Source organism: Arcicella sp. GW821-FHT09D11, from assembly GCF_059416265.1.
In genome coordinates this window covers 141007-154936 of sequence record NZ_JBWKOV010000006.1, presented here as the reverse complement: position 1 = coordinate 154936, position 13930 = coordinate 141007, and the positions used below count along the sequence as shown (strand labels likewise).

Sequence of the window (13930 nt, the reverse complement as noted above, 5' to 3'; positions counted from 1 at the left end):
AGTAAAACAGCCAGTAAATTTTCAGAAATTACTGGCTGTTTTACTGATAGACTCATAATGAAAAGAAGGGAAAAACCTGAATAAGATTAATTATGTAAGTTTTATCCATAATTATATAAGTGCTCTGCTAATACTTTCCCATAATTTTGTGTTATTAAAATATCTCACAAATCATGGAAAGCGAATTAGGTGTTCAACATAGCATAAAAACCTTGGTTATCCCCGTAACGGGGATGACTTGTGCTGCTTGTGCTAGCAGTGTTGAGAATACCCTTCATAAGCAAAATGGAGTATTAGCATCAAGTGTAAACTTTGCAAGCGAATCGGCTAAAATTCAATTTGATACCTCTCTAACTTCTCCAGAATTTTTACAGGAAAAACTCCAAGCTATCGGCTACGGCTTAATTTTGGGAACACCCGAAAAAGCCAAAGAACAACAAACCATCATTAAACAAAACCATTATAAAACACTCAAACAAAACTTAATCTGGGCGAGTATTCTTACGCTCCCCGTGGTAATCATTGGGATGTTTTTGATGGATATGCCTTATGCTAATTGGATAGAGTTGGTACTTACTACTCCTGTTCTTCTCTGGTTTGGGCGACAATTCTTTGTTAATGCGCTTAAACAGACCCGTGCTGGTAGTGCTAATATGGATACGCTTGTGGCTTTAAGTACAGGTATTGCTTTTCTCTTCAGTTTATATAATACTCTTTTCCCTGAATTTTGGCACCATAGAGGTTTGCACGCTCATGTATATTACGAAGCTGCTGCTGTGGTCATTGTATTTATTATGTTGGGGAAATTATTAGAAGAAAACGCTAAAGCTAATACCTCTACTGCCATCAAAAAACTAATGGGTTTACAGCCTAAAACAGTTTTAATAATTGATAATGGCGTAGAAAAAGAAATACCCATTGCTGACGTACAAGTAAGCGATAGAATTTTGATTCGTCCGGGTGATAAAATACCTGTAGATGGTAAAGTACTTTCAGGAAATTCATTTGTAGATGAAAGCATGATGAGTGGAGAGCCTTTGCCTGTAGAAAAAAGTAAGGGATCAAAAGTATATTCAGGAACTGTAAATCAGCAAGGTAGTTTCAAATTCATTGCTGAAAAAGTAGGCGATGAAACATTCTTAGCGCAGATTATCCAATTGGTACAAGAAGCCCAAGGGAGTAAAGCACCTGTACAAAAATTGGTCGATAAAATTGCCAGTATTTTTGTCCCAATCGTTTTAGGTATTGCGGTAGTAACTTTTATCGTTTGGATGATTTTCGGAGGAGAAAATGCTTTGACGCATGCTTTATTAACTTCCGTATCAGTATTGGTCATTGCTTGTCCCTGTGCTTTAGGCTTGGCTACGCCTACCGCTATTATGGTTGGAGTAGGCAAAGGTGCCGAAAATGGAATTTTGATAAAAGATGCTGAAAGCTTAGAAATTGCCCATAGGGTCAATGCCATAATTTTAGATAAAACAGGCACAATAACCGAAGGCAGGCCTTCTGTAAGTGATTTAATCTGGCTTGATGAACCTGTTAACGAAACTTTTAAAAGCATTTTACTCTCCCTTGAGAGTCTTTCTACACATCCTTTAGCAGAAGCGGTGACTCACTATTTAAAATCAGAAGGGACAAAATCTGTATCTCTCATTGATTTTGAAAATATAGTCGGCAAAGGAATACAGGCTACATTTGAAGGTAAAAAGTATTTTGTCGGCAGTCCAAAATGGATAGGAAATATAGTAAAAACTATTGATAATGAAGCGGTTATCGCTTTAGAAAAGTCAGGAAAAACTGTGATTCTTTTCGCCAATGAAGCTCACATAATAGCCATTATTGCCATAACAGATAAAATTAAAAGTACTTCAGCAGAAGCCATTCAACAATTACAAAAACAAGGTATTGACGTATATATGCTGACAGGTGATAATGCTTTAACAGCAGAAAAAGTAGCAAGCCAAGTAGGTATTACAAATGTACAGGCGGGCTTACTACCCAATGATAAAGCACTGTTTATTAAGCAACTACAAAAAGAAGGCAAAGTAGTGGCGATGGTTGGTGATGGTATCAACGATTCGCAAGCGTTAGCCCAAGCAGATATTAGTATTGCGATGGGCAAAGGCTCGGATATTGCGATGGATGTAGCTAAAATGACTTTAATATCTTCTGATTTATTAAAAATCCCAAATGCCTTAAAGCTTTCTAAGCAAACGGTATCAACTATTCATCAGAATTTATTTTGGGCATTCATTTATAACCTAATAGGCATCCCATTAGCAGCAGGCGTATTATTCCCTTTCAATGGTTTTTTACTCAATCCCATGATAGCAGGAGCGGCAATGGCACTCAGTTCGGTTTCAGTAGTAAGTAATAGTATTCGTTTAAAATATAGATGATTGGTATCATCATTAAATCATAATTCAAGATGGCAACTTTAACATTCAAAACCAATATCAATTGTAACAATTGCGTAGCTAAAGTAAAACCTTTTCTCAATCAAGTAGAGAATATAGAAAATTGGCAAGTGGATATCGAAAACCCTGATAAAATCCTTAAAGTATCAGGTGAAGACGAACTGACAAGTCAAGAGGTAATTGAGGCTGTGCAAAAAGCTGGCTTTACAATAAAAGAATAGTAAACTGTTTAACCTTTTACAAAAGTTTATCCTTCATTCCCATGAAGGATAAACAAATACAAGTTATTTAATAATCAAAATCTTAGCATTTTCTAGGCATAATAATTCATGCTGTGCTTTCCCTTGAAAATGAATAAAATCGCCCGCTTGAAAAATATCCGCTACTCCTTCAAGCTTAATCTTCATTTTTCCTGATTGTACTATTACCAATACATCTGTTGGGTTACTATGCGATGGCATTTCCTCTCCTTTTTCAAAGGACTTATATATAATTTTTGCTCCCGCTATTTCTTGGAGTACTTGTATTTTTTTCTCAACAAGTGGGTATTGTCCTCCTAATAAACTTCCTATTTCCATGACATTATTGCTATTACTAGTGGTGACGATATTTGAATTACTATTAGTGTGTGACTTAAGCCACACACTAATAGTAATAGGTTATTCTTAACAATCTTGTCTTAATAAATTTGGGTTTTATATGCTAGCTCAATATGTTGAAGCCAATAATAAAACTATGTACTATCGCACTAATCCAGAAAATGGTTACGCCAATTTTGACTGGTTGAGCCGAAAGTATAGGGATAAGTACACTAAAAAAACAAAGTACACAAGCTGCTAATTGCCAGTCGCCACCGTTATAGGCATTCATGCTTACTAAAGTAAGGGGAGTCAGAATATTTGCTTGAATCATCAAAGAAAATCCATTCCAAAGAGCACGATTATTTTCTTGTTGTTCGAAAAAAATAGCATATTGATTTGTTAGAGCATTCATAATTATTTTGTGTTTGATTATGATACAAATTTGCAAGTAGCCTGTCACTCCAGTTTATGACCTAAATCATATTGTAAAAAATAATGCTGAGGATGGAAGGTCAATATCGTTTTACAAACAATGAGTAATTTTATGTTCCATCATTATCTTTGTTTTAAAAATTTTGTATGTGATGATTCCTCCAGCTATTTTAGAAAAATTTGGTGCCATACGTAAAATATTAGTGAAAACGGAAGTGCTTTTTGAAGAAGGAGCTGACGCACATTTCTATTATCAAATTATCAGTGGCGAGATTAAAGTATTGAACTGGTCGGAAGATGGAAAGGAGTTCATTCAAGGTATTTTCTCGGATGGTCAAGGTTTAGGCGAACCTCCCTTATTAGGACGTTTTCCCTACCCTGCTACGGCCATCGCTTCTACGACTACCGAAGTATATAAACTATCCTATCAGGCAATGATAGCTTTATTAAGAGATAATTTTGATATTCATTTAAAGCTCACCCATATCCTTTCGAATAGGCTACAATACAAAGCGATGATTATGAAAGATATGAGTACGCAGGATGCTGAGCACCGCATCGTTTCGATGCTTAGTTACTTAAAGAAAAAAGAAGGAGTAAAAGGAATTTTTGAAGTCAATCTTACTCGACAAAATCTTGCCGATTTAACAGGATTAAGGGTAGAAACCGTAATCAGAACGATTAAACTAATGCAAGAGCAAAAAAAATTAAAGATAAAAGGACGAAAAATTTGGTTTGAATAAGTGTGTAAAAGCTTCTATTAAGAGAATGTTTTTACCCATAATTTTAGCGTAAAATAGTCTCAAAAAAGGACTATTTTATCAAAACTTTCTAAGCCTTATTATTCCCACAAAAAACAATTATTTAAAAAGCGAGTTAATAAATCAGCATATTTTGTTAAAAAAATCAAGTATATTTAAAAATTAAGTGTCTTTTTTTATTGAAAACGCAATTATTTTGACTGAATGACCCCAAAGCTTTTATATGATGAAAAGGAACTGTTAACGCTTGCGTCATCTGGAAATGAACAAGCTTTTACGATGCTTTTTCATGCTTATAAAAATAAGTTATATGGCTATTTGTATCGACTGACGGACTCTAACGAGATAACAGAAGATATAATCCAAGAGCTTTTTTTGAAGCTTTGGAAAGATAAAAATGAGCTAATCAATATAGTTCAGTTTGATGCTTATTTATTTAGAATGGCAAAAAATCAAGCCTTGAATGCCTTTAAAAGTATGGCAAGGCAGACTCTTTTGTATGCTGAGTATTTAGATACCCAAAACATTGAGGTGTATTCAACTGATAATATTATTCAATTTGATGAAACACAAAAACTGTTGAAGCAAATTATTGAAAATCTCCCTCCCCAACAAAAAATTATCTTTAAATTGAGTCGTGAGCAACATTTAAAACACGATGAAATTGCAGATATGCTCAATCTGTCTCCCTCTACGGTAAAAAACCACATTATTCAAGCCCTCAACACGATAAAACATAAGCTTAAATATCAAGCAGCTTTCTATCTTTTCTATATGTTTTGGATTGCCATAAAAAAATAATTTAAAAATTATTTAACATCAACTAGTCCTATCCTTTCTCAGAATTGTCTTCTATTTAGTTAACATCAAAAACAGCAGTTTTATTGATGGTTGACTTATCAATATTATAATCTAAAAGGGACAAAATCCCATTGATGTGATATGCCTTCAGAGAGAATCAGTTTTTTAGTTGAAAAATATTTCAGTAATACTTGTACTGAAGCAGAAAAGCATGAGCTAATGAAATGGGCAAATGCGGCTTCTGAAACTGAACTTGAAGAAATTTTGCATAGCTCATGGCAAAACCATGAATCAAATCTGGAGATGCCAACAGAAATGTCTGACAGGATAATGTCTAGGATATTTGCACAAAATAAAGTGGTTGATGAAGACGATGAATATCCAGAGGAAGAAGATAAGCCAAACTTTAGTTTTTGGCGTAACAATTACAGCATAGCAGCCTCTATTGCCGTTATTATTTCAGTTGGTTTATTTGCATGGTTTCAATACAACACGGTTGATAAAAGAACTGAAAATAGAATCGTTCAAGTAAAGGAGTTTGAAAAAAATGATGTGTTGCCCGGTAGCGACAAAGCGATTCTAACCTTTGATGATGGTACTAAAGTAGCATTGGATGATTCGAAAAACGGAAGCCTAGGGAAACAAGGAGAAACCAATATCCTTAAGCCAGAAAAAGGACAGTTAGTATATCAATCTGCCAAAAACGCTATCGCCCAACCAATGTATAATACCGTCACCACGCCAAAAGGTGGGCAGTATCAGGTGGTGTTATCAGATGGCACTAAGGTATGGCTGAATGCGGCATCTAGTCTGAGGTTCCCTCTCGTTTTTGCGGGGAATGAGCGGAAAGTAGAGATGACTGGCGAGGTATATTTTGAAGTAGCGAAAAATGCGAAAAAGCCCTTTAAAGTCATCAGTAATGGACAAGAAGTTGAAGTATTAGGAACGCACTTTAATATAATGGCTTACCCTAACGAAAAAGCCATCAAGACTACCTTATTAGAAGGTTCAGTAAAAGTTAGTAAAAACGAGCATTCGACGATACTAGAGCCTGGTCAACAAGCCAAAGTGGGCTTTAATAATAATATTTTCAGAACGATAAATGATGTTAGTCTGGAAGAAGAACTTGCTTGGAAAAATGGATATTTCCAATTCAACAATGCTAGTTTAGAGGTGATTATGCGTCAGATAGAACGTTGGTACGATGTTGACATTCAATATATTGGTAAAATACCTGATGAACATTTTACTGGTAAACTTCAACGAAATACTAATTTGTCGAACGTATTGAAAATATTATCTATGAGCGAAGTCCAATTTAAGATAGAGGGCAAAAAAATAGTGATAACACCATAGTTTGGGAAGCTTAAAAATACTGAGTATAAATAAAAAATTGTTAAACACATTTCAGTGAAAGTGGCACTCAATCCACAAGCAGGCATTAAATAACGAAAAAGCGAAAACGCGGCAACGTTTTCGCTCTAAATCGGAGTTTGATTAAAATAATTTTTCCAAGTATCTCATTTAACCCCAAAACAAAAGTATGAATCGCAATCCTATTTTCCAAATTAGGCTGGGTTTGCCGTGCAATTCGGCGTCCTGTCGTGGACAACAATTTTCCACTAAATTTTTCAGGGTCATGAAACTAACCTTTATTTTATCATTGACGATATATTTACAGGTAAGCGCTGTAGGGTTTTCGCAAAGGTTTAATTTAAACCTTAAAAATACCGCTATCAATAAAGTATTCAAAGAGATTGAAAAACAAAGCGATTATACTTTTTGGTATAAAACAGATTTGTTGTTAAATGCGGATAAGGTATCTATCAACCTTAAAAATGCGAAGCTTGAAGAAGTCCTTGAGAATTGTTTTGCCAATCAACCCCTCGATTATCTAATTGTTGATAAAACAATTGTTATAAAGCCAAAAAAAGTAATTCCCAAATTAGTAGCTCCAGCAGAGTTATTGGTACAAACTACAAAAGGAAAAGTCATTTCAACCACTGATTCAAAGCCACTTGTAGGTGTAAATATTGCCATTAAAGGAACTAGCAGAGGAACAACTACTGATGCCAACGGAGAGTTTACACTGAATGCTAATCCTAATGAAACCCTCGTATTCTCCTATATTGGTTATAAATCTAAAGAGGTACTTGTAGGTAACCAGACATTTATTTCGGTGAGTTTACAAGAAACATCTACTTCTCTGACAGAAATTGCAGTAGTAGGTTATGGTAAACAGTCACGTAAAAACCTATCAAGTGCGGTAAGTACCGTTAAAACAGAAGAACTCAACAAAGGAGCGATTACTGACGTAGGTCAATTGTTACAAGGAAAGGTACCTGGCTTAAATATCACAGCCAGTGGTGACCCTAACAAACCTGCCGCAGTAATTATGCGTGGTGCTTCGACGATTAATAGTGCTCAAAATCCATTTTATGTAATTGATGGTGTTCCAGGGGCTGATATTTCAACGATTGCTCCAGATGATATTGCTTCTATCGATGTCTTAAAAGATGCTGCGGCAACAGCTATTTACGGAAACCGTGCTGCTAATGGCGTAATTATGGTGACTACCAAAAAAGGAAAGGCGGGTCAAATGCAGGTATCATACAGTGCATTTATTGGTATGGAAAAAGTATCTAATAAGTTAGATATGATGACTGCCGACCAATTAAGGGCTTTCTTACAAAAAATCAATGTTGGGTTCGCACCAAGAGATGACCAAAATGCTAATACCGACTGGCAATCTGCTATCCAAAGAAGTTCGGCAACTTCTACCAATCATAACCTGTCTTTTAACGGAGGAACAGAACATACTACTTATAGTGCTAGTTTGAATTATGTAAAAAAAGAAGGGATTTTATTGAATAGCTCCCTAGAAAGAGTAATTGCACGCTTATCTATCGAACAACTTGCCCTGAAAGATAAATTGAAGTTTAGCTTTTCAATCACTAATTCAACGAGTGATGCGGATGATATTCCCTATCGCAATACCGTTTTGTTACAATCGACTTCTTATTTGCCAGTATCTCCTATTAAAAACGCTGATGGAACGTATTTCGAAAACCCGACCAATACCAACTATTATAATCCAGTAGCGATGATTAATAATAGCCAGATGAATACCAAATACAGTAACCTAATCGGAAGTTTTAAAACACAATTAGAATTGCCTTTCGGATTAACTTATAATCTGGATCTTTCTTACATGAATTCAAACTCTTTACAAGGCTCATATTATAACAAATACTTTACGACTAACTACAACAATATGTACGATAACCCTGATCCGGGGTTAGGCTTTCACTCACAGCAATCTTTTGGTAAAAATGGACAGGCGAGCAGAAGCTCATACCAAAGTACCAACAAGATTTTAGAAACTTATCTGACTTGGAATAAGGAATTTGGTGACCATTCAATCAATGCAGTAATTGGTTATTCTTGGCAAAATAATAAAATTGGCGAAGGCTTTCAAGTAACTACTAGTAATTTACCTGTAGATAATATCAGCTATAATAACTTAGCATTAAGTAATCCTTATGGCGTTTCAGGCTATCAAATCAGCTTTGGACCAGATGGTATTTACCAAGAAACACAGTTAATTTCAGACTTTGCAAGATTTAACTATAACTACAAAAGCAAATACTTATTACAGGGGTCAATCAGAAGAGACGGAAGTTCGGTATTTGGGGTAAATAATCAGTGGGGATATTTTCCTTCTGTTGGTGGTGCTTGGAGAATCAGTCAAGAAAACTTCATGGAAAACCAAACGCTATTGAGTGATTTAAAATTGAGAGCTAGTTATGGCGTAACAGGTAATGCATCTGGTTTTAATGCTTATACCGCTCAGTTTATATCAGGAAGCTTAGGAACATATTATTATAATGGTGCTTTGACAGGTGCTTATGGACCAACAAAAGCGGCAAATCCGAACTTACAATGGGAAAAAACAGCGACAACTAACATAGGTTTAGACTTCACTACTGCTAATAATAAAATAAGTGGGTCATTAGAATTGTATGATAAAAACACGACGGGCATGATTTACTCTTATACCGTCGACCCAATTTTGGTACCTACAGGAAGTATTGTTGCCAACGGAGGAAGTATCAACAACAAAGGGATTGAGTTAAGTGTAAATGCGAAATTGATTACTAAAGGTAATTTTAACTGGTCGACCAGCATCAACTTAGCACACAATAGCAACGTAATCACAAGTTTGTCTAATCCATTGTTCGCTGGTGGAGACTCAATTCTTTTGTCTCGCCCTGAAGGTGGTGGACAGTCGGGTCGTTCATTACAAATCTTGAAAGCTGGTAAGCCACTAGGACAATTCTTTGCACTAGAATATGCTGGAAAAAATGCCAATGGTATTTCACAATTTGTATCTACTGATGGCTCACTTACCACAACACCAACAGAAGGAAAAGACTATCATTATTTAGGAAGTTCACAGCCAAAATTATTATTGGGTTGGAGCAACACATTCAAGTATAAAAACTTTGATTTGAATGTGTTTTTCAGAGGAGTATTCGGCAATAAAATCTTCAATGCCACTCGTGCAGATTTATTCAGACCTAATACAGCCCAATATGCCAATATCCTTGCTGATGCTGCTAATGAGTCTGCTTCAGACATCAATGCATATTTTTATTCATCTCGTTTCATTGAAGATGGAAGCTTTATCAGATTGGACAATGCTACTTTAGGCTATACGTTCAAAAAGGTTGGTGCTATCAAAAATCTCAGAATATATACATCGGGTAACAACCTATTTGTCATTACGAAATATACAGGAGTTGACCCAGAGGTGAACCAAGGGGGTATTGCTCCAGGGGTGGATTACAATAACTTCTATCCAAAAACTCGTACATTCTTATTAGGTGTTAATGTATCATTCTAATTTTTAACATTTCGAAATCATGAAAAAATCATATATAAATATATTCCTTTCAGTGTTACTAACGAGTATGATGGTTTCCTGCCATGACTTGTACGTTCCTGTAACTACTGAACTTACGCCAGATGTTTTTCCAACTACTCCAGAACAAATTATCTCTGCTTCAGGGCCAGCTTATGTAGCCTTGAGAGGGAACTATGGTGTAGAACATTTCTTCCAACAATCATTCAGCACAGACGAAGGCATAATGCCTGCCAGAGGCGGAAACTGGTATGATGGAGGGCAAAACCAAACGATGCATTATCATACTTGGACACAAGATAATAGCTACCTTAATGGAAACTGGACTTGGTTGTCAACAATTATTGGGGTAGCAAACCAGTCGTTATCAATTTTATCTGCGGCACCATCTGAAAACTCAACAAAGCAAACGAATCTAGCTGAAATGAAAATGGTTAGGGCATTTGCCTATTATCTGATGATGGATAGTTATGGAAATGTGCCTATTGATACAGTTTATGGTGACTTTACGCCACGAACAAACTCTCCAAGAGTAGAAGTATTTAATTTTATTGAAAAAGAAATTAAAGCAGCTTTGCCTTATTTAAGTGAAGTGTCGGGTACAGCTACTTATGGAAGAGCTAATAAATGGACAGCTCATGCTTTGTTAGCAAAGATGTATCTTAATGCAGAATATTATACTGGTACAAAAAGATACGACGATTGTATTGCTGCTTGTGATAAAGTAATTAGTTCAGGTTTGTATGCTATTGAGCCTAGAAGTAGCTATCTAAAAATGTTTTATCCAACAAATGGTCCATCAATGAAAGAATTCATTTTTGCGATACCATACGACCCTGCCGCAGCCAATAGCTTTCCTTTTAGATCGGTAAATATTCATGCTCGTTTTGATGTGCCAAGAAGCGAAACTAAGAAATTTAGCTTGCCATTTACACCAGCTGGTGCTGCAAGTACATTACCAGAATATTATGCCTACTTCAATGATGCTAATGACGTTAGAAATGGGCAATGGCTTACAGGTTTGCAATATATGAATGATGGAGTAACACCTATTACAGTATCAACTACCAATATTGGTTACGACCAATTTTATAAAGGCAGTAATCCTTCGGCAGCAGTAACATTTCATGTAAACCTAACTCCTAATATTGTGTTACGTCAGGATGCAGCCTCTTTTGATGTTGGAAATGATGAAATAGCTTGGAACATGGGGTATCGTAATATCAAGTTTTACCCTGATGCTACTTCATTGAATAGAAATCAGAATAATGATATTCCCGTATTCCGTTATTCGGATATTATTTTAATGAAAGCCGAAGCAATTTTGAGAGGTGGAACGGCTACCTTAGGTCATACAGCTCTGTCATTGGTAAATCAGGTAAGAAATGAACGAACTACTTCTTCTGCATTATCAACCATCACGCTTGAAGGACTATATGCTGAGAGAACCCGTGAGTTTGCATGGGAAGGATGGCGTAGAAATGATATGATTCGTTTTGAGAAATTCGAAGGCAAATGGGGTTTCAAAACAGATGCTAACGTTAACCATAGAATTTTCCCTATTCCACGAGTGGCGTTACAACTAAATCCTGCATTGAAACAAAATCCAGGTTATTAATCAAGTAAATTGTTTTGACGTTTTTTCTTTATAATATTCACAAACGTATATTATCAATAGTTCGATTGTGAAATGATATTATTACCCAATTTTATTCCTAGTTATGCGCTAACTCCCGCCAGAGCTTAGCGTATAACTTACAAACAGATACTTACTCATGACTAGACTAACACACCAAATTTACTTATTGGTCATTATGGTGATTTTAAGTGGCCATTATGCCACTGCTCAGCTTAATAAACAAGAAGCTTTAGCACTTATTAGCAGGGTTATTCCTAAACAAGCCCATAATTTTGAAGTAAAGTCATTACCAAGTACTGCCCCAAAAGACCTTTTTGAAATAGAAAGCAAGAACCAAAAAATCATTTTGAGTGGAAACAATGGCGTAGCTGTAGCTTCTGCTCTCTATTATTACTTAACAGAATATTGTCATTGCCAGATTACGTGGAATGGTACAAATCTGGATTTACCAACAACTTTACCCAAGCTTTCCGCTAAAATCTCTAAAAAAACACCGTATCAATACCGCTATTACCTCAACTATTGTACTTTCAACTATAGTATGTCTTGGTGGAATTGGGAAAGATGGCAAAAGGAAATAGACTGGATGGCCATGCATGGTATCAATATGCCTTTAGCCATTACGGGCGAAGAATATACTTGGCGAGAAGTATATAATGAAATGGGATTTTCAGATACAGACCTAAAAGATTTCTTCAGTGGTCCTGCTTATTTCTCTTGGTTTTGGATGGGGAATCTTGATGGGTGGGGTGGGCCATTACCGCTAAGTTGGATGAAATCTCATAAAGATTTACAAGTAAAAATCTTAGCAAGAGAACGTGCCTTGGGCATGAAACCAGTTTTGCCTGCTTTTACTGGACACGTACCTTCGGCTTTCAAAAAAAAATATCCACAAGCGAAACTGAAAGCAACCAACTGGACAAATGGTTTTGGAGACACTTATATTCTTGATGCAGAAGACCCTCTTTTTGCAGAACTTGGCAAAAAGTTTATCAAAAAACAAACACAGCTATTTGGTACAAATCATTTGTATTCGGCTGATACTTTTAATGAAAACGAACCTCCGACTGACGAACCAGCTTTTTTATCAAAGCTCACAGCTAAAATCTATGATGGCATGAAGCAAGCTGACCCTGAAGCTATTTGGGTAATGCAGGGATGGTTGTTTTATAGTGATAGAAAATTTTGGAAAGCTCCACAGATAGAAGCTTTACTAAATGCTGTGCCAGACGACAAGATGCTTTTGTTAGACTTGGCTACCGAAATAGAACCTGTTTGGAAAAGAACAAATGCTTTTCATGGTAAGCCTTGGATTTGGAATATGCTCAACAATTTTGGCGGAAACGTCAATCTTTTTGGACGCATGGATGGTGTAGCAAGTGGCCCTGCGGTGGCTTTGAAAGACCCTAATTCGAAAAACTTACAAGGAATAGGGCTAACGATGGAGGCAATAGAACAAAATCCTGTGATTTATGAATTGATGATGCAACATACTTGGCAAGATACACCCGTTGAGCTAAACGATTGGTTGGTAAAATATGCTAAGAATCGTTATAAAACGGATGATAAAACCTTGGTGGATGCTTGGCAGGTATTAAGACAAACGGCCTATAATGGAAAGGATATCAGGGATGGCGCAGAGTCAATTGTTACAGGTCGCCCTACGTTTGATTCAACTACTGTTTGGACAAAAACAAAGCTCAATTATCCTCCGAAAGACTTTTTGAAAGCTTGGGATTTATTTGTGCAAGCTTCTCAGCATGGAGTTGATTCGGACGGATTTCAGTATGACCTTGTAGATATTACACGACAAGTGTTGGCAAACTATGCGCTAGTTTTGCAGAAAAAATGGAAGAATTCTTACAAAGCAAAAGATGAAGCTCAGTTCAAAAAGGATGCTCAGGCATTTATTGATTTGATTGCAGATATGGATGAGCTATTGGCTACCAGAAAAGATTTTATGCTCGGCCCGTGGATTAGCTCGGCTAGAAGTTGGGGAAATACTAGTGAAGAAAAAGCCTTGTATGAACAAAATGCTAGGGACATTATCACACTCTGGGGCGATGCTAACAGTCCTTTGCATGAATACGCTAATCGTCAATGGAGTGGGTTACTGAATGATTTTTATAAACCAAGATGGGAAATGTTTTTTGTTGAACTAAATCAAGCTTTAGCTACAAATAAAGAGCCTGATTTAACAAATTTTGGAAATACTATTCGCGAATGGGAATGGAATTGGGTAAAAGCACATAAAGATTATCCTGTTGTACCAAAAGGAAATAGTCATTCATTGGCGTTGAAAATGTATAAAAAATACCGTGATGCCTTAGCAGTAGCTTATCCTTGAGGTAGTCATACATTCTACTACTTACCAA

10 protein-coding genes are annotated in these 13930 nt (G+C 36.2%); 8 read left to right on the top strand and 2 right to left on the bottom strand.

Features of this window, described 5'->3' with window-relative positions:
- Window positions 1-173 precede the first annotated feature (173 nt).
- Both AC07N0_RS17705 and AC07N0_RS17700 read left to right on the top strand, forming a co-directional pair.
- A complete protein-coding gene (locus AC07N0_RS17705; protein WP_494590249.1) occupies window positions 174-2399 on the top strand; it encodes a heavy metal translocating P-type ATPase in 2226 nt (741 codons plus the stop codon).
- Window positions 2400-2428: 29 nt separating this feature from the next.
- Entirely contained in the window at window positions 2429-2638 is a 210-nt protein-coding gene (locus tag AC07N0_RS17700) for a heavy-metal-associated domain-containing protein (protein ID WP_492803725.1), read from the top strand.
- A gap of 63 nt (window positions 2639-2701) precedes the next feature.
- On the opposite strand, the gene AC07N0_RS17695 is transcribed toward AC07N0_RS17700, so the two are convergent.
- Window positions 2702-2995 (bottom strand): cupin domain-containing protein, encoded by a 294-nt coding sequence (locus tag AC07N0_RS17695; protein WP_494590248.1) that lies wholly within the window; start codon window positions 2993-2995, stop codon window positions 2702-2704.
- A gap of 124 nt (window positions 2996-3119) precedes the next feature.
- Window positions 3120-3410, bottom strand: coding sequence for a hypothetical protein (locus AC07N0_RS17690; protein ID WP_494590247.1), 291 nt, complete (start codon window positions 3408-3410; stop codon window positions 3120-3122).
- 172 nt (window positions 3411-3582) lie between these two features.
- On the opposite strand from AC07N0_RS17690, the gene AC07N0_RS17685 reads away from it, so the two are divergent.
- The 6 genes from AC07N0_RS17685 to AC07N0_RS17660 all read left to right on the top strand — a co-directional run bounded on the left by AC07N0_RS17685 (window position 3583) and on the right by AC07N0_RS17660 (window position 13902).
- Window positions 3583-4173: a Crp/Fnr family transcriptional regulator gene (locus AC07N0_RS17685; protein WP_494590328.1), complete on the top strand. Its 591-nt coding sequence runs from the start codon at window positions 3583-3585 to the stop codon at window positions 4171-4173.
- 222 nt (window positions 4174-4395) lie between these two features.
- Window positions 4396-4992, top strand: a complete 597-nt coding sequence (locus AC07N0_RS17680; RefSeq protein ID WP_494590246.1) for an RNA polymerase sigma factor — start codon at window positions 4396-4398, stop codon at window positions 4990-4992.
- 141 nt (window positions 4993-5133) lie between these two features.
- A complete protein-coding gene (locus tag AC07N0_RS17675; RefSeq protein ID WP_494590245.1) occupies window positions 5134-6348 on the top strand; it encodes a FecR family protein in 1215 nt (404 codons plus the stop codon).
- A gap of 283 nt (window positions 6349-6631) precedes the next feature.
- The gene (locus AC07N0_RS17670; RefSeq protein ID WP_494590244.1) at window positions 6632-9898 is read left to right on the top strand and encodes a TonB-dependent receptor; all 3267 of its coding nucleotides are present in this window, start codon (window positions 6632-6634) and stop codon (window positions 9896-9898) included.
- A gap of 19 nt (window positions 9899-9917) precedes the next feature.
- On the top strand, window positions 9918-11534 hold the full coding sequence (locus AC07N0_RS17665) for a RagB/SusD family nutrient uptake outer membrane protein (protein WP_494590243.1): 1617 nt from the start codon (window positions 9918-9920) through the stop codon (window positions 11532-11534).
- A 157-nt stretch (window positions 11535-11691) separates the two neighbouring features.
- Window positions 11692-13902, top strand: coding sequence for an alpha-N-acetylglucosaminidase (locus AC07N0_RS17660; protein ID WP_494590242.1), 2211 nt, complete (start codon window positions 11692-11694; stop codon window positions 13900-13902).
- Window positions 13903-13930 lie beyond the last annotated feature (28 nt).